Source organism: Streptomyces sp. NPDC058464, from assembly GCF_042721035.1.
Lineage (GTDB): Bacteria > Actinomycetota > Actinomycetes > Streptomycetales > Streptomycetaceae > Streptomyces.
The window spans coordinates 1-21,670 of the sequence record NZ_JBHXMA010000043.1 but is presented as its reverse complement, the minus strand read 5'-3'; the positions used below and the strand labels follow the sequence as shown (position 1 = coordinate 21,670).

Annotated in this window: 17 protein-coding genes; all 17 read right to left on the bottom strand. The window is 70.9% G+C overall.

All coding sequences use genetic code 11. The features are described from left to right. Nucleotides 1-391 precede the first annotated feature (391 nt). The gene (locus ACFWPQ_RS40785; protein ID WP_384046782.1) at nt 392-952 is read right to left on the bottom strand and encodes a DUF6262 family protein; all 561 of its coding nucleotides are present in this window, start codon (nt 950-952) and stop codon (nt 392-394) included. Then, nucleotides 945-3,479 (bottom strand): tyrosine-type recombinase/integrase, encoded by a 2,535-nt coding sequence (locus tag ACFWPQ_RS40780; RefSeq protein ID WP_384046779.1) that lies wholly within the window; start codon nt 3,477-3,479, stop codon nt 945-947. Before ACFWPQ_RS40780 ends, ACFWPQ_RS40785 begins: the two co-directional genes overlap by 8 nt. After that, complete coding sequence (locus ACFWPQ_RS40775; protein ID WP_384046776.1) at nt 3,476-4,561, bottom strand: tyrosine-type recombinase/integrase; 1,086 nt, start codon at nt 4,559-4,561, stop codon at nt 3,476-3,478. Before ACFWPQ_RS40775 ends, ACFWPQ_RS40780 begins: the two co-directional genes overlap by 4 nt. A gap of 148 nt (nt 4,562-4,709) precedes the next feature. After that, nucleotides 4,710-4,925 (bottom strand): hypothetical protein, encoded by a 216-nt coding sequence (locus tag ACFWPQ_RS40770; RefSeq protein WP_384046773.1) that lies wholly within the window; start codon nt 4,923-4,925, stop codon nt 4,710-4,712. 80 nt (nt 4,926-5,005) lie between these two features. Then, nucleotides 5,006-5,998: a hypothetical protein gene (locus ACFWPQ_RS40765; RefSeq protein WP_384046771.1), complete on the bottom strand. Its 993-nt coding sequence runs from the start codon at nt 5,996-5,998 to the stop codon at nt 5,006-5,008. A 113-nt stretch (nt 5,999-6,111) separates the two neighbouring features. Continuing rightward, entirely contained in the window at nt 6,112-7,602 is a 1,491-nt protein-coding gene (locus ACFWPQ_RS40760) for a hypothetical protein (RefSeq protein WP_384046769.1), read from the bottom strand. Nucleotides 7,603-7,638: 36 nt separating this feature from the next. Further along, nucleotides 7,639-8,262, bottom strand: coding sequence for a hypothetical protein (locus tag ACFWPQ_RS40755; RefSeq protein WP_384046766.1), 624 nt, complete (start codon nt 8,260-8,262; stop codon nt 7,639-7,641). Between the two features lie 23 nt (nt 8,263-8,285). Beyond that, nucleotides 8,286-9,854, bottom strand: a complete 1,569-nt coding sequence (locus ACFWPQ_RS40750) for a ParB/RepB/Spo0J family partition protein (RefSeq protein ID WP_384046763.1) — start codon at nt 9,852-9,854, stop codon at nt 8,286-8,288. 292 nt (nt 9,855-10,146) lie between these two features. Then, entirely contained in the window at nt 10,147-11,391 is a 1,245-nt protein-coding gene (locus tag ACFWPQ_RS40745; protein ID WP_384046760.1) for a DUF6573 family protein, read from the bottom strand. Between the two features lie 92 nt (nt 11,392-11,483). Further along, nucleotides 11,484-12,095 carry a hypothetical protein gene (locus ACFWPQ_RS40740; protein WP_384046757.1) on the bottom strand — a complete coding sequence of 204 codons (612 nt, stop codon included), beginning with the start codon at nt 12,093-12,095 and terminating at the stop codon, nt 11,484-11,486. Between the two features lie 102 nt (nt 12,096-12,197). Beyond that, the gene (locus tag ACFWPQ_RS40735; protein ID WP_384046754.1) at nt 12,198-13,094 is read right to left on the bottom strand and encodes a methyltransferase; all 897 of its coding nucleotides are present in this window, start codon (nt 13,092-13,094) and stop codon (nt 12,198-12,200) included. 130 nt (nt 13,095-13,224) lie between these two features. Further along, the gene (locus tag ACFWPQ_RS40730) at nt 13,225-14,424 is read right to left on the bottom strand and encodes a hypothetical protein (RefSeq protein WP_384046751.1); all 1,200 of its coding nucleotides are present in this window, start codon (nt 14,422-14,424) and stop codon (nt 13,225-13,227) included. 80 nt (nt 14,425-14,504) lie between these two features. Continuing rightward, nucleotides 14,505-14,762: a hypothetical protein gene (locus ACFWPQ_RS40725; protein WP_384046748.1), complete on the bottom strand. Its 258-nt coding sequence runs from the start codon at nt 14,760-14,762 to the stop codon at nt 14,505-14,507. Then, nucleotides 14,753-18,949 (bottom strand): DUF3560 domain-containing protein, encoded by a 4,197-nt coding sequence (locus tag ACFWPQ_RS40720; protein WP_384046745.1) that lies wholly within the window; start codon nt 18,947-18,949, stop codon nt 14,753-14,755. Before ACFWPQ_RS40720 ends, ACFWPQ_RS40725 begins: the two co-directional genes overlap by 10 nt. 126 nt (nt 18,950-19,075) lie before the next feature. After that, nucleotides 19,076-19,711 (bottom strand): hypothetical protein, encoded by a 636-nt coding sequence (locus ACFWPQ_RS40715; protein WP_384046742.1) that lies wholly within the window; start codon nt 19,709-19,711, stop codon nt 19,076-19,078. A 114-nt stretch (nt 19,712-19,825) separates the two neighbouring features. After that, nucleotides 19,826-19,978, bottom strand: a complete 153-nt coding sequence (locus ACFWPQ_RS40710) for a hypothetical protein (RefSeq protein WP_384046740.1) — start codon at nt 19,976-19,978, stop codon at nt 19,826-19,828. A gap of 202 nt (nt 19,979-20,180) precedes the next feature. Continuing rightward, nucleotides 20,181-20,744: a hypothetical protein gene (locus tag ACFWPQ_RS40705; RefSeq protein WP_384046737.1), complete on the bottom strand. Its 564-nt coding sequence runs from the start codon at nt 20,742-20,744 to the stop codon at nt 20,181-20,183. Nucleotides 20,745-21,670 lie beyond the last annotated feature (926 nt).

Here is a 21,670-nt window from a genome sequence, read left to right as displayed (position 1 = left end):
CGCAACATCTCAGACCTCGATGACTACACCACCGATGAGCCCACCCGGCAGTTGCTGTCCAGCCAAGCTGGCACGCGAACGCACTAAGACCACGTTCCATGAGAGACGGCTGGCACTGCTCCGAGTTGGCCTCGCAGCCGGCCTTCGTTGACCAGGACCGCACAATTAATTCGTGCACAGCCATGCTTCGCCCCCGTGCCCTCTTGATGGCCATGTCGAGTGCCCTGCGCCTCAGCAGTGTGGTTGGGAGCCGGGGCGAGCACAATGCGACGTTCGGCGTATGCGCAGTCGAGGATCTATCTTTGCCTCTAGCGGGAGTCGATTCGCTCGGGGCTACTTGACCCAAACGCCCCGGGTGGGCGTGCATAAAGTGTCTGCAAAGGACTGAAGTTCACAGGTTCTCGGACCGGATCATGCGTCGCAGGCTGGTCCGTGCGCTGGCCAGGTCGTCCTCGACTTCGGCGAGCTTGCCCGTCAGTTCCTCGACCCGTGCCAGCGCCTGGGTGAGGTCGTCTTGCAGTTTCTGGTTCTTAGCGGTGAGTTCGTCCACCCGCGTGGCGAGGTCGGCGGTGCCGAGCTGGTCGAGTTGCTGGCCCAGGCTCCGGCGGACTGCCGCCTTGAGCCGCTCGACTTCGGTGCGTAGGCGCCGGTTCTCCTCGCGCACGATCTCCTGCTCGACCTTCCAGCCGGCAGGGGCCTTGGCCTGGCTGCGGGCCTCGCCGCGTGTGGTGCGGGACTGGCGCCGGCGAGCGGCTTCTATGTGCTCGCGCACCCCGTCGGCGTAGACCAACCAGTGTGAGACGTTCGCGGCGCGGGCCACTCCCGTGAAGGTGACCGGTTCCTCGTCGGCGACGAGCTGATCGACGATGGACAGGACTCTGGCGCGCTTGGTGCGGGAGTCCTTCTGCCGGGCATCGCGAAGGACCTGCGCGGGCGTACGGGACTCACTCATCGGACGTGCTCCTGGCGGGGACGGTGGGAATGGGGAGGACCGGTAGCGGGGCTGTGGCGCGGACCTTGCGCAGCACCGCGGACGCTTCTTCGATATGGCGCCGCTCATCCTCGGGCATCGCGGCGAGCTTGGTGTGGATGCCGGCAACGACGGACTGGTAGGAGTCGATCTGGTCGGTGATGTTGCGGATGACGAACTCGGCGGCCTGCATGGCCCGAGCGGTTTCCCGGTCCGCCTTGAGCGCGCGGATGTGGTCTTCGACGGCCGGGAGGAAGGAGGGGTCGGGGCGGTAGAAGCCGCAGCCGGAACACTGGAACCGGATCGGGCAACTCCCGCCGCCGGCCTTCACGTTCGAGGGCTCGGTGCAGTTTCCGAACGGCACGGCCACTGAGCGTGCTTCGTACGCCGTGGCCGACGAGGTCGGCGCCGCCTGCCCAGAGCGGTCGACGACGTGGAGTCGCATCGTCTCGACCGCTTTGCGGCGCCGCTCGAGAGAGACCCGGAAGTATCCAAGAGTGGTATCTGCCGATTTGTGATCCATGAGGTCACGCAGGGTGTGCAGAGGCGTTCCGGCGTCCGCGTGCCGCTGAGCGTAGGTGTGCCGGAAGGCGTAGGCGAAGATCCGGCTGCGGTCGAACTCCAGGGGACGGCCGTCCTTGTCGACGGCGTCGGTGATCAGTGTCGGCAGGCTGTCGACCCAGCTCCGCAGCATCTTGGCCACGGTGCCGGAGTCGATGCACGCGTCGTGGGCATGGCTCGACGCCGCGGGGAACAGAAAGGTGCGCGAGCGGGCCGGGATCGTCAGGGTCCTGCGGATCTCGAGCCACGCCTGGATCGCGAAGGCGGTCTCGCGGCTGATCTCCAGGCGGCGCTTGTTCCGCCGCGACTTGTGGTTATCCCAGATCAGCACGTACTCGCTGCCGTCCGCTTCCAGGCAGTCGATGCGCAGCCAGCGCACCTCCCAGGGCCTGCGTCCGGTGTCGCGCAGCAGGATGTAGACGGTGAGCATCATCGCCTGCACGACCTCCGGCGGGAACTTGCCGTAGACGAGACCGACGCCGATGAGGTCGGTCGCGGCGTCGAGCTGGGCGATGACGACCTCGGGGATGGCCTTGCCGGCCATATCCTCGGAGGAGTCCTCGTAGGGGATCTTGTGATGCGGATGGCGCGCGAACCCGGTGGCGAGGTGGTCGAGGATCTGCAGGCGGCGGCCGAAGTCGAGGAGCTGGCAGAAGCCGGTCAGCAGCTCGTTGCGGGAGCCCGAGGACAGTGGTCCGGTTCCGTCCTTGCGGCCCTGTCCGCGGATCTCGGTGACCACTGCGTCCATGTCGGTGACCTTGAGCGCGGACGGGTCGTCCCCGCCGCCGGGCCGCCTGGCCAGAGCGCGGGAAGCGACCACGCAGCTTTCGTAGGCAATCCGGAAAGCGGCGTTCTCGGGCGTAGCCTCCTTGATCCAGTCCGCGAGGAGCTGGCGCAGCCAGTCCTGCCGGATTTTCGTGACGTCCAGTCGGCGCGCGGTGGTGCGTATGCCGGAGCGGGTGCGTGAACGAAGGCCCAGGTCGCTCAACTCCCATACAGGCTTGTCGAGCGGGTCGATGCCGCAGAACCGGTCGAAGGCTCCGCGCACCAGGCGCACCACGTCGTTCCAGTGCGCCTCGCAGTTGCGGTCGAGATAGCCGAGATCGGCGAGCTTCTTGTCCGTCAGGGCGGCGATGCTGTCGACTCCGGCCAGGCCGCGGACCATCAGCCGCATGGCGATGGGGCTGAGCGTGGGACGCTGCTTGTCGCGCTCGACCAGGGCATAGAGGAGCTCGTGGCGTAGCAGGTCGGGCAGGGCGATCAGGGAGAACTGGAAGCCTGTCAGGCACGGGTGCTGCGCCGCTGCCCAGGCTCCCAGGTCCTCATTGGTCGCGGCCTTCAGGGCCGTCTCCTTGCGGTAGCGTCGCCAGCGTTCCCGGTGGTACGTGCACAGCGGTACCCGCGCGTGAGCGGTGCCGGCGCAGGCACCGACGCGGCACGGATCGCCAGGCGGACGTGGCTCGGCATGGATCCTGAGCCAGTCGTCGAGCTCCAACTGCGTCTGTCCGCTGCGGACTTGGTGGCGCCACTGCGCGTAGTGCGGGGTGCAGGCGCCAAGTGTCGCGGCTTCCAGGGCGCACCGCAGCCCGTCGTGCTCGACCGAGCACGGCGGCCGCGAGCCCGGCAGCGAGCGCACCAAGGCGCGTCGGCCGACCGTCGTGAACTCCTCCCGGCTCAGCCCGCTCTCGAGGAATTGTTCGTAGCAGGACCGGCACAGGTGCCGGGTCGCGCGGACCGCGACATGGCATCCGGCGCTGTTGCAGCGCCAGATCGCGGTCGACTCCTTGTCCGGGTCACCCGTGAACAGCCAGTGCCTGCCGTCCCATTCGTCAAGGCGCCAGCTCGCGTCGTCCGTGTGCCCGATCAGCCATTCCCGCCACTTCGCGCGGTCGAACGGCAGTGAGATGACGTCGCTCTCGAGTGCGTGAGCAGGGGTGAGGACGCTCATCGGGACAGCTCCCGGCGTCGGGCGTCGGCCCGTTCGACCGCCGCCCGGCGTTCCTCGTCGGAGGTGTGGATGTACACGCCCATCGAAGAGTCCGACTCGTGGCCGAGCAGGTCCTTCACCACCGCGCGGTCGTGCCCCTGGCGGATCCACTCAGTGGCGGCGCCGTGGCGCACCATGTGCGGGCGGGCGATCAGATCGGCTCGGCGGGCGAGCCGGTCGAACAGGTCCTTGGCGTTCGAGTAGGTCATCGCCCGGCCCAGCGGGGCACGGAACAGGTTGACCAGAACCTGCTCAGTGAACTCCGCCTCCGGTACGGCCGCGCGCTCGTACAGGTAGTCGGCGTAGCAGCCGACCAGGTCGCTGGTCACCGGGATGGCGCGTGGCCGCCGGGACTTCGCCCATGCTCCGTTGCTGTTCAGACGGCGCCGTACGTGGACGTGCGGGCCCTTCTCCTGGCAGCCGAAGGCCAGCGCGTCGGGCAACAGGTGCATGTCCTCCCGCCGCAGACCGAGCGCTTCGCCGATCCGCATGCCCGTGCACCACAGCAGCAGGACCAGGAAGCGGTCCCGAGCGTGGCGCGTGGCCTCAACCAGGCGCGTGATCTGGTCGACCGTCAGCCATTCGATCCCGGAGTCCACCGACGCGAACTTGAGCTGTCGCGAGCGGACCGTACGGTGCTGGTTATTCTCGCCCGGGTTGAAGTTGGGCGGCAGATAGCGCAGGTACCTTGGCTCGGTGAGCTGGTCAGTCAGCTCGTGGTCAACCCAGCCCATCCTGCTGCCGAAGGCCAGGAACTCGCAGACCGTGCCGGTGATCGCGTTCGCGGTGTTCGTGTCGCGGAACCGTTCCGGCCCGCCGCCCGCCCGGCTCCTCGACGGCAGAGGCTCTTCGACGAGCCAGTGCAAGAACCGGGCCAGCTGCCACACGGTCACCTGAGCCCACGGGAGCCTATGGAACGCGCAGTACGAGAGATAGAGCGCCGTGCGACCCGCGTACGTGCGCTCGGTGTTGTACGCCTTGCCGGCGTTGCGTAGCGCTGCGAGAAAGAGCGAACCCTCGTCGTGGAGGACGTAGTCGTCCACCCCAACTATCACCCACACCGTACGGCCTTGCTCCAGCGCCGCCCGCTCAGCACGGAACGACGTGACAAACGTGCCTGAAATGCCAAACACCCCTCGGATACCGATGACCAGGCCATGCGGACGGGGACGTCTCTGACATGGCTGCTTACTAGATCATCGTGAAGATAACGGGCCACGAGCCGCTGTAGTGGTGGGCGCGGACGAAGGCCCGCGCCGTATGGACCAGGTTGCTCGGCATCTCACGGACCCGGTAGCGAGCCGGATCGAAGCCGCCCTCACCGGTCGGCCTCCAGCTGTGGCGGCGGTTCCTCCACCGCTGGCAGACGGCGCCGGGATCGAGCGGCGGCTGTTCGTACGCTGACATCACAAGAGTCCTCTCAGGGTGGTGAGTTGGTGAGCGCCGGTCCGGGGTTGCCGCCCCGGACCAGCGCGGTCGGCCGTGGTTCAGGCGGTGGGGAGCATCAGCTGGCGGGGTGCGTGCAGGACGTCCAGGACGCGTTCGCGCCAGCGCATCGCCCAGTGCACGCAGTTGTTGCAGCTCTTGTGCCGGCCCTCGCACTGGGGGAGCGGGGCGTTCCAGCGGGCGTCGCGCGACCAGGCGAGGCTGTCGGCGGAGGCCAGGTATCCGGCGCAGGATTCGAGGGCCTTCGTCTTGAGGCCGAAGCCGTGCAGGCGGCGCAGGCCTGCGCCGGCCACGGTCGCGAGGACGGCTTCGACGTCCTTGACCGACGTGCGGCGGCACACGGAGCCGACCCCGGCCAGCGGATAGTCCGCGAGCCGTACGCCGCGCTTGTCGTACAGGTCCAGGCAGGCCTCGTAGTCGGTCGGGCGCCAGCCCTGGACGCTCGGGATGATGTCGACGCCGGGGTCCTCGGCCATCAGGTCGATGAAGTTGCCGACGGTGCGGTCGATGTGCTCGCGCACCGACAGACCGGTCTTGGCGACCATGTCCGGCTCGCACATCCAGTCCTGCGGTCCGGCCCAGACCAGACGCCCGATCCCGTCGCGGAACTGACGCAGTTCGCGGACGTAGGCGTAGGGCCCGATCGTCCAGCTGCCGTGCTCGCCGAGCTCGGAGAACGCGCCCGAGTCGCACACCCAGTCCTCGGCGGCGCGCGGCAACGTCACCATGCCGGTCAGCACGTTGCGCGAGAGGCACATCGGCACGCCCCAGGTGGACAGCCACTTGGCGCGGTGCCCGCCGAGCCAGAACATGGGCCCCTCGGGCGGCGAGTCGCCGGGATGGAAGCCGAGACCGTACTCGCAGTGGCAGACGCAGCTGCCCATGGTGCAGAACCCGCAGTCCACGCACTGTTCGTGGTAGCAGTGGCCGCAGGCGTAGCGGGTGGCGGGCGTGCAGGTGCACGTCTCGGGATACAGAGTGCCCGCCGCCGGGATCGACGGCTGCCGGGCTGGGGCGGTGAGTACGGCGTTCACGGGTACGTCCCTCGGGTTGGTGAACGGCGCCGGTCCGGGGTTGCCGCCCCGGACCGGCGGTGGGAGTGAATCGGCCGGCGGCCTGGGCTTCCGCCCGGCGGCTGGCGGCCGCGTCAGGTGTCGGTGCTGGGCCGGGAGCTGCGGTCCCAGGGACCGAGGACGGCCCGCGGCTCGCGAGCCCCTCGTCGGCGCTCGCGGCGCGCGGCCAGCAGCATGTCGAGGATCCGACGGCCCTTGACCTCCGCCTGGTGGCGCAGGGCCGGAGGGATCCGGACGGGGAGCAGTACCCGCTTCGCCCGCAGGTCGATCTCCAGCGTGACCTCGCGCACCAGGGTGTAGGCGTGCTCCCGGCCGGCGTACAGGTTCAGCCGGGCTTCCACCCGGTGGTCGACCGGGGTGAGCTGTACGTACTCGTTGCCCCAGGAGTAGTTCTGGACGCCGGGGGAGAGCCGCACGCACGCGGGCACGGTCCGGCCGGTGGGCACGTCGAGGGTGTTGAGCGGGGCGGTGGGGTCAGGTTCCCGGCGGGTGACGTGTTCGTGGAAGGGGTACCAGCCGGAGCCGTAGAACACGGGTGAGCGGTCCAGGATGTATGCCCAGGCGCCGAGGCCGAGTTCGACACCCCAGGAGTAGTGCGTGTCCTTCGGCGCGACGTGAAGGTCCAGGGACGGGGCCTCACCGGGCGGCGGGGCCGGGGTGAAGTCAGGGGGAGCGGGCAGGTCGGCGGGAGCGAACGTCGTGCGGGTGTTGCCCATCTCGCCCGGGCCGGCGGCGCTGGTGCTGACCACCTTGCGCACCATGCGGGGAACGGCGCGGCCGTGTGGGGTGATCCGCATCGCGACGGCGGAGCCGTCGGCGGAGATCATCTCCTGGAAGTCCCAGTCCGGCTGCGCCGCGCGCAGCTGGAGCTGCACCTGTCGCAGCGCCCGGGAGATGCGGCGGCCCAGGGGGTCTTCCGGGTCGGGGCGTCGGTCGGCGGGAAGGACGAGGGCGGCGTCCGGGTGCCATCGGTCGGATTCGACCTGCCACGGCCCGGGCTTCAGCAGCGCGGCGGCTTCCCCAGCGAGTCGCCGGGCGTCGGTCAGTTCGCGCAGGACGGCGGCGGTGAGGCGGGCGGTGGACGGCGCGTCCCACGGGCCGTCCAGGACCAGGCTGAGCCCGTTGCCGGGGCGTCCCAGAGTGACGCCGAGCCGCCTGCCGTCCAGCCAGGCTTCCGCGTGACCGAACTGGACGAACAGCCCGGGCTCGCCCGGGCGTTGGAAGGGCGCACCGGTGGTGAGCAGGCGAGCGACGGCCCCCAGGGGCGGGCGGACGTCGCCGGCGTCGGGCAGGGCGGGGGCGTAGCGGGTGACCGCGTCGAGAATGCGGGACGTTGCGGGGGTCGGCACGTAGGCGCTGAAGCGGGCGGTGCAGATCCGGGCGGGACCGGTCGGCGACGGCGCGGTCAGGGCGGCCTGGAGCGGGCCGTGCAGCTCGCGGGTGCGCAGGGTCAGCCGGTAGCCGCCGGGCAGGTCGGCGTGGGTGTGGCCCCGGCCGCGCAGGCGGTGTTCCACGAGGGTGTCGGAGATCGCGTAGGTGGGGGAGACGGGTTCGAACGCGGACATGGCGCGGGCCTCCACAGGCGGCGGTGAGCGGGGTGGTCAGCGGGCGATGCGGGCCCGGGCGCGGTCGGCCTGGATGTGCACGGCATCGGCGTGGGCGGCGGCGCGGACCTGGTCGGCCCAGTCGGCGGCGCGCCGGGCCAGTTCGGCGAGCCGCAGGAAGGCGGCGTCCTGGTGGCGGCGGGCGAGGGCTGTGAGCCGGGCGTGCTCGGCGGTCAGTTCGTCGGCGGTGTATGCGGCGATCGACTCGGCGCCGTGACGGCGGGTGATGCGGCCGAAGGGGCAGGCGCCTTCCTCCTGCTCGATGACGGCGACGTCGGCGGCGGGCCAGCCGGTGTCTTCGTCGCGCGGGCCGAGCCGGATGTGCAGCACGCACACCGCGTCCGGGTCGTGCAGGGCGTCGGCGTGGTAGCGCAGGTGCGGCCGGGGCACGGGGCCGGTGGCGCGTTCGGTGTGTGCGCGCCACAGATCAGGGGCCGGGTCCTCGTCCTCCTGGCGCAGGCGGTGAAGGTAGGAGACCAGGGCGGGCAGCTGCCAGGCGGGGGAGCCGAACGGCGCGGCCGGCATGGCGAGCGCGGTCCGGGCGGTGAGTCCCGTGTGGTTGCTGACGGCGGCCTGGGCGACGAACAGAGGCGTGCAAAGGGAAAGTTCGGAGCGGAGCATGGCGGGGCCTTCCGGGCGGCGGGTCAGGACGCGGCCTCGGAGTCCCCGGCGCTCGCGGCGCCGTCCAGGGTGTCCTCGGCGGCCTCGTCGTCCTGGTCGTCGGTGTCGGCCGGGTTCGGCTCGCGCTCCTGGTAGGCCACGTCGTCGGCGATGGCCTGTTCGACGGCGGAGAGCGGGTAGCCGATCTCGCCGAGGAACGCCAGCCAGACCCGGGCGTCCTCGCGGATCTCCCTCAGCTCCAGCACGGACGAACGGGCGGCGCTGTCGGTGCGCCAGGTCCGCGCCTCGCTCATCCGCTTCTCGAACGTCGCGGCCAGCACCGCGAAGCTCAGCAGGGTGAGCTTGGCCGGGGTCGCCGACTTGGCGCGCTCGGCGGGCTGGTCGTACCCGGTCAGCTCCTTGACCAGCTCCCGGCGGCCCGCGTCGCCCACCCACTGAGCCACCGGCTTGGGGCAGGTGATCAGCTGCGCGGTGACGAACGCGGCGAGCGGCTTCGGCGCGGTCTTGCGGCCGATGAGGTCCTTCAGCCAGGCGTGCCGGGCTTTCTCGGCGGCGCGGTAGGCCTTGTTGCCCGCCATGACGTACTCCCGCGACGGCTCCGACGCCTTCGTCGTCGCCACCGTGTCGGTGTCCTGCGCGCTGCTGTCGCCGCCGTCCTCCGGCTCCGGGGCGTCCTCCTGGGGCGGGTAGTGGCCGAAGCCGTCGGGGTCGGTGCAGTAGTAGTCCACGTCGCCCGGCTCGCGGGGGTTCTCGGCCCAGGTGGCCATGTGGCCGGGGCAGTCGGCGTGTGCCTCGGCGGTCATGGGCCCGCCGTCCGGGCCGTCAAGCTCGCTGAGCGGCTCGGCGCTCGGCGGCAGCGCGTCGGCGTCCTCGGCCAGCCGCACCCCGGCCGCCGCCAGCTGCGGGCGGACACCGTCACGGGCGCGCTGCTCCTCGCGGTCGTCACGCTCCCACTGCACCTGGAACTCGAAACGGCCCTTGGCGTAGGCCTCCAGCAGCCGGTCGACGGCGGCCGGGTCGTCGTCGAACTCCCCCAGCACACCCAGGACTTCCAGGTCCAGATCGTACGTACCGGCCTCGGCGAGCGCGGAGCGGGTCCGCTCCCCGACCGACTTGGCGGTCTTCACCGCCTGCGAGACCTCCTTGCGGGAGCGGCCGGTGAGCTGGGCCACCCGCGTCTGCTTCATGCCCGCCTCGACCGCGCCGAACAGGGCGTCGGCCTTCTCCAGTTCGGTCAGGCCCTCGCGGTAGTCGTCGTCGTTCTCCAGGAGCTGGTCAATGAAGTCCTCGCCGGCCTCCCGCAGGGAGGGGTCGAGCACGTAGGCGGGAACCTCGATCAGGTCCCGCTCCTCGTCGGTGTCCTTGGTGGCCCGGGCGGCGGCGCAGCGCCGGTGGCCCATCTTGAGCTCGTAGGCCGTGCCCTCGTCGTCCAGCGGGACGACGACCACCGGGATCTTCACGCCGTTGGCGGCGATGGACTTCAGGAACGTGTCGTTGAGGTTGAGGTCCTTGCGGACGTTGAGCGGGTTGACGCGGATCTGGCCGAGCCGCAGGGTGACCCGCTGCAGCGGTGTTGTTGCGGTGTCGCTCACGGATTGCTCCTCGCGCTGATCGGGTTGGTGTCGAGCAAGTTGCCGCTTACTCATGAAATCAATTATACGTCCTCCCGGGGAAGGGGCAACACCCTTTCCCTAAGAGGGATAATCGGGCAATCGTGCAGGCCGGGGCGCCTCGCGGTCTCCGCCGCGCAGGGCACAGAGGTGGTCAGAACGGGTCGTCCTTCGGTGGGTTGGTGCCGGATGAGGTGCCGCTCATCCGGGGAACTGCGGCGGTGCGGTCGGTCAGGATCCGAGGGGCGGTGGCGCGCCCCTCGGATCGCCGGGGTCAGTCCTCGTGCGGCTCCATGATCGTGATCACGGCCTCGCCGTGGTCGCCGGGCCCGATCGCGCACACGAGCTGGATCCGCAGCGCCTTGCGGGTGCGGCCGTCGCGCGGCACCCGCCGCAGGTCGACGGTGACCCGGTCGCTGTCCCCGCCCCCGCGCCGGATCGCCGCCCGGGCCATGGTCAGCACGTCCCACAGGCGGCCGCGCTCGTCCTGCGGCACCTGCCGCTCGCTGTCGCCGTCGTTCCAGGCCACGCAGCCCTCCCACACGGCGCTGGTGAGGGCAACGGGGACCCGGAAGCCGGCCTCACGGGCCAACTCGGCGTCGACGGCCGTGAGGACGCCATCCGCCAGGGCCCGGGCGCGGGTGTAGGCGTGGATGATGTCGTCCGGGTCGGCCAGGGGCACCGACCGCATGGCGTCGTCGCTGACTTCGGGGTCGCCTGTGACGGCCGCGTCATGCAGGGCGGCGTCGATACGGGACAGCACGTTGTCACTGCTGGCGCGGGCGGTCCGGGGTGAGCTGCGGTGCTCCCGTGGCTCCTCCGGGGAGCTGCCGCCGGGGGCGTCGGGGCCGCTGGCCGGTGGGGCGGGCAGCGGCCAGCGTGTGGGGCCGGTGGGCGGCTCGGGGGTGTTCTCCTCGGCCGTCATCGCGGCGTGCACCGTGAGCATCGTTTCCAGGCCCTGGGCCCTTCCGGTGTCCCCGCTGGTCACGGCCTCGGCGCGCTCGCGCTCGAACTCGTCCCGGATCTCCTCGTGGCTGAAGCCCTGGGCGAGCCGCACGCGGACGGCCTTGCCCACGAGATCGACCGCCAGGTCGGGCAGGTGACCGAGGCGGTCCCGGCCCGGCATGCCGGATACCGGCCCGCGCTGGACCAGCGTGCGGGCCGCGATGTGGTCGCGTACCCGGGCGGGCTCGGGGGTCCGGTGCGCGGGCGGGCCTCCGGGGGCGGCGGTGGGAGCTGCGGGAGCCTCGGCGGCAGTGGTCGGCGTGCTGTCGCCCGGGGCGTCGGGGTCCTCGGCGGTCAGGACGTAGAACCGGTTGGAGTGAACGTGGACCGTCCACTTCTGCCCGGGGGTGTCCTCGGTGAGCCGGGCGCGCGGTGTGCTCTCCCACGCCTCGAACGCGCTGGCCGGGTCGACCGGCACCATGTTGCCGCTGTCGGAGTCGTAGGCGCGGCAGGCGCGGGCCGTCGCGCGGATCTCCGCCACGCGGTTGGTCCAGTTCCGGCGGATCGTGGTCATTGTGGGTCCTCCTGTATCGGGTGGTGCCGGATGAGTTGCCGCTCAATCCGGTGAGGGGGCCGGGCGCCGTGGTCGGCGCCCGGCGGGGGCGGTCAGGCCCGGACGGCCGAGTCGGCGGTGCGCAGGGCCTCGCGGGTGGCTTCCAGCAGCGGCACGGAGATGCCGCCCGCTTCCAGGTCGGCGGCGGTCGTGCGGCCTGCCCGCAGGTCGCACGACAGGTTCCCCAGGCAGACCAACAGGGCGCCGAGTTCGTAGCGCAGGCCGTGCGGGGTGACCGTGCGCGCGCCCACGAGGAACCCGTGCCGGTCGTAGGGGGCGGCGTTCACCAGGTCGCGCACGGTCGGGTAGTCGTCGGAGGTGCACCCGCGAAAGCGGGTGGCCCGCAGGAAGGCCACCATGGCGCGGTCCATGCGGAAGGCGCCCGGCTTGGTGTGGTCGTCCTCGGCGGCGGCCTCGACCAGCCGGATCACGGGCTTGGTGCTGGTCCAGCCGGAGTTCGACGCGGTGGTGTCCCTGCCGTGGGCCTCGGCGTTCCGCACGTGCGCGAAGGTGCTGTAGATGGTGGTGCCGCCCGGGCTGCGCTCCTCGTGTCCGGCGACCTTCTCGACCAGCCAGACCGGCTCCGATCCGGGCCGGTAGGCGGTGAAGTCCTCCCGGTCGAAGACCAGCATTCCGGCGGTGATGTCGTGTCCGTAGGCGCCCATGTGCGGATCCCTGTCTCCTCGGTGGGTCGGTCGGCGGCCGGTGAGTTGCCGCCCACCTGCAAAATCAATAATACACCTTCACGGGCGGTGATCAATGCCCTTTCAGAACAGGGTGTCCCCGCCGTCGCAGGAACGGGACGGCTGCGCGGCCTGGGGCGCCGCGCTGGTCCGCCGGGTGGTCTTCGGCCTGCGCGGGCGGATGGCCACGGCTTCCCGCTCCGCCAGGGCGGCCCGCTCCGCCCTGGCCTCCAACTCGTCCTCGTCGCGGTTGTGCAGCACGATTTCGACGGCCGGTGAGGCGTCGCGCCACTGGTCGCGGAACTCGTCCGTCGGGATCCCGGGGTTGGGGCGGAGCGTGATCCCGGTCTCGCGGTGGAAGCGCTCGTACGCGGCAGAGTCCTGACGGACGAACCCGGTCTCGATGCGGAATGGGGCGGATTCCCTCGGGATGATGAACGCCCCCCGCCGGGCGAGCGTCTCGGCGACCGCGATCACGTGGAACTCGAACAGCGGCCCCCGGTACCCGGGGGAGTTGCCGCTGCGCTTGATCCGCCCGAACGGCGGGTTGCTGATCGCGCAGTCGAAGGGGCCGAGATCCATGCCTGGAACGTCCAGCACGTCAGCACAGATCCACTTCGCCTCCGGCAGGACGCGCCGCCCGACCCGCACGTACTCCGGGTCCTTCTCCACGCACACGATCTCGCGCGGCGGCAAACCCTCCCAGCGCCGGATCCAGTAGTCGCGGGCGTGCCAGGCCAGGCGGCCGATACCCGCGCACAGGTCGATGACACGGTCCCCCGGGATCACGTGGTGGAGTTCGCCGGCGAGCTCGGCCGGCGTGAAGAACGCGCCGTCCAGGGTGCGGCCCATGTTCGCGGACTCGTGGAAGTGGTCGAGAACGAATTCCCGCTCCTCATCGGTCAAGTCACGGGCCATGTCGACCAGTTGGCGCGCTCGGTTGTGCTGCTTGGTCTGCTCCTTGCTGAGCTTTCCGGCCATGGCGTGCCGCCTTTCGGGGTGGTGTGGGGGAGCGGTCCTGGCCTGGTTGCCCGGACCGCTCCAGGGCGGTCGTGCGTGCGATGGGGACGTGGCTACGACGTCCGTGCCGCGCGCCAGCAGGAGGCGTTCGTCAGCTGTCGGTCGGCGGCTGAAAGGCGCTGCACCGGCGTCCCCATCCGCGAGCGGGGTCGTGCTCTGTCGCGTACCGGTCGCACGTCCCGCACCGTGGTCCCCATTCCTGGGGTGGGGCGGTGGGCTCGGCGATGTACACGTCTCCGGACTTCCAGGGGAAACCTCGTGGGGCGAACCGCACGGACTCATCCGGCATGAGCAGAGCCCAGCCGTCCGGCCAGTCGATCGGGCCCGGGCGCGTGGCTTCGGAAACTGCCTCGCGGACGGCTGCTTGCGTCCAGACCTGCGGGAGGCGGCCGTGTCCGGTGACGCGGTACGCGTCGGCCGTGATGTACCGCTCCGGGTGGGTGATGATGACGCCGGATTCGCGGTCCGGCGTGAAGGTGATCGCTGAATGCCTGTTGGTCTGGCGGTAGATGATCGTTTCGTCGTCGGTGATGGTGGCCTGGCTGGAAAGCCAGAATCCGAGTGATCCGCCGAGGAATGCGCGTACCGCGCCGCCGCCGAGGAATGCGCGTACCGCGCCGCCGCTGAGGTGAGGCTGACCGTAGCCGGGGGCCTCCCGCACGGGGACGCCGGTGTCGTTGCGGTGGATGGTCTGGGTGTAGCGCGCGTACATCCGCGCGTCGCGGACGGCGATGCGTTCCCGGGGCGCGCCGTCGTACCACTGCGGCAGCGGCACAATCTCCAACTCCGTACCCGGCAGCGGACTGCCGGGCCGGATCCAGCCCGCTTCCCTGCCCGCGCGGCACATGGCGGGAGCCTCACGCACCCACGCGAGGAATTCGCCGAAACCGCCGGCATACCGGCCGTTGCGCTCGGACACCTCTGCCCAGTAGCTGGAGCCGTACCACACGCACCGGGCGGTGAGTTCCGCGGTCGTGGTCGGCGTGGGGAATGCACCGGTCAGGTTGACCGTACGTACGTGGACGCCTTCCGCGATGCCTTCGGAGGTGACGGTTACGCCCCACCCGTTCGCCGTCGCTGCCTCGGCCAGCGTGCGTGCCCTCGGGGGCAGTTCGGCGACCTCGGCGGCGGACGGTGCGGCGGGACGGGCCGCGGCGGTGCCGGCGGTCGGCTCGGCCCTGGGGACGGCTCCGCCGTCCGTCTCCCAGGCCTCGACGGTGCCCGGGTCGGTGACGGCGGCGCCCGGGTGTAGGCGGTCGCCGGTGAGCTGAGAGGGGAGGTACGTGGACATTGGGGCTCCGCTGCTGCGAGTTGGTGCCGGTGAGTTGCCGCTCAGCCGGACTTGCAAAATCAATAATACACTCTTGCTGGTCAGTCGGCAACGAAGACGTCGTGACCGTTGACGGTGATCCGCACCGCGATCGTGCCGTCCCGGCTGATCAGGTCGGACGGAACCTCGCCGGTGTCCAGATGGACGGACACCACCAGGCCTGCACCGCGCTCCCAGTAGGCGTAGACCTGAGTGCCGCCGGTCTCCAGACACGGCAACGTTGATCGGTCCTTGCGGCGTCGGTGCAGGAACCGTACGTGCCGGTTCAGGGTGTCCGCGCGGCGCTGGCTCAGTCGCATAGCGGCGCCTCCTCCAGGGGAGCCGGGGCGGTCTGGTCCTGGTGCCCGGCCGGCTCCCTCGCGTCGTCCGCTCGTTCTGCCTCGGCGGCCTGTTCCGGGGTGGGCTCCGGGGTGACGTCGCGCGGGTCGGAGGGGATCGCCTCACCTGCGAGCGCGGCCCGCATCTGCTCGTCCGACATGCGCCCGCTCACCTCGTTGTAGGGGAGCGTGTACGTGCTGCCCTTATGCCGGGTCTCCGCCGTTGCAGCACGGGTGACCACTCGGCAACCGCCCACCGCGCCCACGGCGCCGCCGTCAAACGCGGCGTGGATGTGCGGCACGGTCACGGTCTTGGCGTTGACCCGGGTCACCTCGTACCAGGACCCCCGCCACCGCGCGAAGTCACCACGGACAAAGTCCGCCTTGCCCCACACCTTGAAGCCGCGCCGCTCCGCCTCCTTGATCGTCTCCGCCCAGTACGTCAGCTCTTCGTCGTACTCGGCCAGACGGCGCGTCAGCTCCTCCCGGCGCGCCTCGGACGGCCCGCGTCGCCACACATCAGCCGCACGGCCCTTGTCGTCAGCACCGTCACGCTCCCGCAGAACGCCGCGCCGCTCCGCCTCCAGCTTCTCGATACGGCGCAGCGTGCGCCCCGGGTTCTTCCGGTACCGCTCGTACGCCTCAGCCGCCGCCGCACGGGATGCCCAGTAACCTGCCCGCTCGCCCTCGGCGATGCTCTTGCGCATCGCGTTGTGCATGCGCTCCTGGTCCCTGCGGGCGCGCCCCTCCGAATGGTGACCCACCAAGATCGGCTGACCCATCCAGAACCGTTCGCCGATCCGGTCCGAGGCATCCCGCGCCGACTGCGACGATGCCGCCGCGCGTCCGGCCCGGTCCGCGTACCGCTCCGTCCGCTCCTCGGCCGCATCCACGCGGGCGGCCTCCCGCTCGGCGAACGACATGCCCTCATCGATCACCACAGCGCACGACAGGCCGAGTGCGCGCACGGCGTCCGCCGCCCGGTTGATCTTCCACCGGTCGGCGCCCTTGTAGCGGCTGCCCCGGATGAAGATCCCCGGCGTTCGCCGGTAGGTCCAGCCCAGCGGGCGCAACGCTTCCCACACCCCGTCGCCCTTGATGGAGCCCTCAACGGTGGTGCCGTCTTCGTGGGTGTGCCGAATGACGATGTCCGCCGCCTCAGCCTGCTCCTCCGCGACGTCCCCGGGCAGGGTGAGCGCGCGCAGCGCCGCCGGAGAGTGCCCCATGACCCGTGCGGCGCACTCCGCGCAGCGCGGAGCACAGCCGGGTACGTCCCACAGCAACACCCCGAACCCGCCACACGTATTTGCCGCCGCGCAGTCACCGCGCCCGGCAGGCTTCGCCCAGGCGGTGGGCATAACCGCCACAGCCGCTGCGACGGGGGCCGGGGGGTCGACGTCCGGCACCGTGCTGCCCTCCGCCTCCCACACGTCCACCCCGGACGGGTCGGACACCACGTCAGCCGCGGGCGCCGACACCTCGGCACGGGGTGCCGGCGGGGGGAGCTCTCCGCCGTCCCGCGCGAGCGCTCCGCCCTCGCCCTCCCACCCGTCCAGGTCGGCCGCGTCCGCGTGCGCGTCCGGCCGCGCGTCCTCGGCCAGAGCACCCGGCGCCTTGCACTGCTGGGCAACCGTGGCGTTCACCGCGTGGAGTGTCGCCACGGTGTCCAGCCGGACCCCGTCCACCCATGCACCCGAGGCGGTCACGTCGTACAGACCGGCCGACCACACCGCGCGCACTTCCCCCGGAACCTTGCCCGTGGCCCGGCCCCCGGCGCGCACGGTCACCGTGGCGCCCTGGCGCTGCATGGCGACGGTCCACCCGTTCGCCGTCGCCGTCTCGGCGAACGCCACGGCAGCCATGGGCAGCCACACACCCGGCGCCGTCTCCGTCTCCGCCACGACCGGCGCACCCGCGTAACCGTCCTGCCAGTCCTCCAACTGAGCGGCCGTCGGCGTCTTACCCGCCGCCGGGATCTTGGGCGCCTTCCACGGCTGAACCAGGGCCTTGACCGACGCGGACGCCTGCCCCTTCTCGATCCCGCCCGTACGCCCGTGCGTCTTCTTCGAGGGGAGGTCACGGCCGATCAGCGCGCGCCCCTCGTCACGGGCCGACACGGCGTCCGCGAGGAGATCCACGAACGCGCGACGCTCCGCCATGCCCGGCGCGTGTTCCATGTCCGGTGACACCTCAGCGCATGCCGGAAGTTCGAACATCACTGCCGTTCCGCCATCGGCCGATGCCCACGCCCCACGGCCCGCCGGAACGTCACCGGCTGCCGCACGGGCCAGGAAGTTGCGACCGGCCGTCGCACGCTCCCCGGCCTCCCTGGCTTCCGACTCCAGCGCGGACAGCGCACGCTCACGCGACCGCACCACATCCCGCGCGTCCTGGCGCCGCTTGTCTTGGGCCCACGACACCTCGCGCGCACGTGCGGACCACGCCCCCGCCGTCTCCTCCGCAACCCACACGTCCGGCCCCAGCACACCGGCCGACCGGCGTACTTCCTGGTGAAGGTCGTACGCATCCCGCCGCCACGCCGCGCACGTCTCCGCGTGCTCCTCCACCGCCGTCAGCCGCTCACGCGCCACGGTCAGCGCACGGCGCGCACGCTCCGTCAGCCACGCCCGCGACACCCGCACCGTGCCCTCGTACGGGCCACGGAACGCCACCGGGAACACCCCACCCCCGTTGCCGTGGCAGATCACCGGCAGTACCCCAACCGCGCCTCCGTCGGTCTCCCACCCGTCCACCCCGCCGGGGTCCGACACGGCGTCGGGCAGCACCGCCGGACGCTCCACCACGACCGGCGCGCCCTCGGCCGGACCGGTGCCCGCCGCCTCGGGCGCCTTCCCTGAGACCTCTTGTGACGCGTCCGCGCCCATTTCCCTGGAAGTCGCCGTGTCCGGTTTCACGTTGCTGCCGGCCGGAGCGTCACCGGCCGGAGTCTCGGCCGTCTCGGCCGGTCCTTCCCACCCGGGGCGGGTGATGCGCAGCAGGAACGCCGGCGCCTGGGGCCGCACCCGCCCAGCAACCGCGCGCGGTTCCGGCGCCCGCTCTGCGCACTCCTGAGGCGTCGGCGCATCAAGTCCGAACCAGCGCACGACGGCGAGAGAGTCACGCGCTTCCCAACGGGCCGCGTCGACGTCGCCCAGCCCGTACGCGGACTCGGCCCCCTCTGCGCACTCTTCGGCCTCACGGACTGCACCCCGGGCGCTGTCGTACTGTTCGTTCGTCAGCGCGTCCCAATCGATGCGCTGAGCGAACGCACGGACCGTGTTCAGGGCAGCGCGCGCCATGCCGACCGACACGGCTGTCTGCGCGTTCTCCTCGGCCCTCTCCGCCGCACGCTCGGCATGGATGCCGTACACGCGCGCCGTCTCGGCCGTCGCGCGCAGCACCGATGCCGGACGCTTCGCGATCACGTACGCGATAGCGGCCCCCGTGACCTCGCCCCACGTACCGCGCACGTCCCCCGTCGGAAGGCTCACGGTGTGGCCGCCGCCCGACTTGAAGTGGAAACGGAACGGGAACCGCTCACCGCAGACGGACAGTTCCGACAGCAGGTCGGAGCGCCGGAACTCCCCCTCGTACCGTTCGTCCAGCGACCGCGCGTGCATCGCTTCCGGCCACTCCTCCGCCGCCCTGCGGGCACGCTCGACGTCGGCCGCGGAGGGTGCCCTCCGGGCGCGCTTCCGGGGGGCCGGAGTATCCGCCGCGGTCTTGGCCGGAACGCGCGCCGGAGTATCCGCCGTGGCGGGCTGTGCGGGGGCGGTGGGCGCCTCGGCGGTCATCAGGTTCGCGACGGCGCGCCATGCGATGCCCTGAGCGGCCGTCTGGCCGGAGCGGGTGAGGGTGGCGCCGTCCCAGCGCTGCCCCCGGGCGGTGAGTCGCCACACGCAGCGCAGGACGGTTTCCCCGGCCTTGTGACGGGCGGTGAGCAGCAGCGCGCAGTGTCCGGGCTGCGTCTGGACGGTGGCCGTCCATCCAGCCTTCTCGGCCTGGGCGGTGAGGCGGACCAGGTTGCGGGGCAGGGCCGCACCCCGGACGTCCGGGGTGTGGAGGTGCGCGGCGGTCGGGGCGGTGGGCGCCGGCACTTCGGCAGGGATCGGGGCCGGCCTCTGGGCCGTGGCGCTCGTGCTGCTGGCGGGGTGCGTGGTCGCGGTCATGTCGGGTCTCTCCGGGTCGGGTTGGTGCCGGGTGAGTTGCCGCTCACACCGGGAGGCAGGGCAGGGGGGAGGCAGGGCGTTCGCGCCCGGGGCCGATCGGGCGACCGGCCCCGGGGCGGCTGGTGCTCAGTTGCGGCGGTTCGGGGGCCGGTTGTCCCGGGGCGCGGTGCTCCTGGCGCTCACCGTGCGGGTCTCCGCCTCGGTCTCCGGGCGCGATACGCGCTCGGCCTGGCGGTACTCAAGGCCAGGCTCAGGGGGGAGCGGGGTACCGGTGGGGTCGGTGCTGTATGCCCGCTGGATCTCCTGGGCGGTCAAGGGCCGAAGCCACCTGTTCCGGACGGTCCAGCCGCGTACCCACTCCGACCCGTCCGGGGCGAAGGTGCGCACGACCAGGGCGCCGGTGGAGCACTCGACCAGGGCGGCCGCGAGTACGACGGTGAGCCGCAAGGCTTCGTCCTGGTCGAGCGTCACAATCTCGCCGAAAACGGTGAGTTCGTGCCCTTCGGTGAGTGTCCGGTCCGGGGTGTTGGCGCAACCCACCATGTGGTGTGTGCCGTCCTCCAGGAGATTCACGACGGCCAGGTACGCATCCGTCGCAAGGTCAAGGAGCGCGTGCGCCTGGGCGGCGGTGACGGCTGCGCGCAGCGGGGCGGCGCTGTCGGGCGCGGGGGTCCAGCGCATCTCATCTGCGCTGAACTCCTCGTGAGCCTCCGGGTCCATCCCGTCGAGCGTCTGTCGGATGTGGTCTTGGTACTCGCTCATGTCCCCTGCCTCGGGTCAGTTGGTGGCGGATGAGTTGCCGCTCACCCGCAGAATCAATAATACGCTCTTGCGGGGGGTGATCGTCAAGGACAATCACCCCCCGGGCGTGGCGACTTACGACGGCTCCACCGGCGTCACGGTGGTACGAAAGGGCATGTCCCCTCCCAGGTAGAAACGGACGCGCCTCTTCTCGGCGGTGCCGCTGCGCGTGCCGTAGATCTCGACGGCGGTCAACTCGCCGTGCTCGTAGCACGCTTGCAACAGCATGCCGTCCCACACCTCCGGCCACGGGTCGCCCTGGCTCGGCGTCCTCGGGCGGGCGAGTGAAGACAGCTTCCGCGTGGGGCGGCGCTCGATCCTCACGCGCTGCCCCAGGCTGAGCGGTCCCGTCTCGGTCATCCTGATCCCTTCTCTGGTGGCTGTGGTCCTTGGGGGAGGGGGGCGCCCGGCAGGCGCCCCCCTGGGCGCGTCACAGCCTCCGGGCTGCCCGCTGCTCCTCGGCTGCCGTCAACAGCTCGGTGACCCCGTGGCGGGCCTGATTGGCCCGTACACGCTCGGCAACCTGGTCTGCGGACGGCAGTCCGAACCCTCCGTCGTGGGCGAACACGTCGTACGCCTCACGCCACCCGCGCCACTGGCACTCGACGGCAGCACGTGAGGCGCACGTGATCGTCAGACCTCCGACGGTGACGGACAGTGCGCCGATTCCACCGGCGCTCGCTGCTGTGCTGCGAGCACGGATCTTGGCGCGGCGGGGCACGTCATCCAGGATTACGAACGAATTGATTGTGAGTTCCGGCTCGCTCAATTCACCCGGGTCAACCTGCTCGGGAAAAACCCTGTCGAGAATTGCGGCTGCCTCGCACCAGCCTTCCCACCACACGCGCGCGGCGGTAGGGTGCCGGAATTCGATGATGGCGTTCGGGATCTTGAGAAGGGGAATGAGCGTCAGACCGATAGACGCATCGGTCTTGTGAGCTCCGGGGAGAAGGATGGTGAGTCGGCTTACTGCGTCGACGGTTCCGGTTTCCAAGGGGGCTCCTCGGGTTGGTGGTTGAGCGCTGATCAGGTTGCCGCCCGACCCGCAAAAACAATAATACACTCTCCGGGGGAGGGGGCACCCCGAAACGCCGGAACTTGCAACATCTCTTGCAACAACTCTTGCGCCAACTCCTGCGCCTTCTCTTGCAACAACTCTTGCGCGAGCCACTCGGGAAGGGTCCGCATACGCGCAGGTCAACCAAGCCTTCCGGGCATGGTCGGGGGTCTGACATCCCCCTCTGCTGCCACTTTTCCCGCTGCCGTTTGAAGGATGAGTGAGGAATGGGGGGCGGGGTGCTTGTCTGGGTGGCGGGCTTCGGGGTGGGGGGTTGGGGTGGTGTGGTTGCGCGTCGCCCGGTGGGCGTCGCGCGGGTGGGGTCGGCCGGCCTTGTGGGGGCCGGTGTGGGGGTGGAGCTGGGGGAGCCTGGCCGCCGTGGCCTCTCGTACCGTCTCCGCGCCTGTACGAGCCGTGTGGGCCCGCACCGTTCTCGTGTCCGTCGGTTCGTGGTGGTGGTCCTGCCGGAGGCAGGCCGCTCCCTCAGTCGTGTTCGGTAACCGGGGTTCACGAAGTCGGGGGTTTTCCTTTTCTCGTATTCCGTGGTGTACTTGTTTTTACGGAATACCAGTCAAATACCCTCGCCCGTACGGGAATCCGGGAGGATTCCCCAACCCTGGGAGTCACCCCCCACCATGACGATTCCTCAACTCAAACCCCAACACCCCACTCCCGAACATAAACCCGCCCATCCATTCCCCAATCCGTGTGCCGGAGGCACACGCGATGCCGCTGCTTTTCGTGCCGGAGGCACGCACGTTGTGAAAAAGGCCGGAGGCCGTTTTCACAACGCCCCGCCGGAGGCGGCCTTTTCGCGCGGGGACGCGCGAAACGAGCGTAGCGAGTATTCGGCTGCCGGAGGC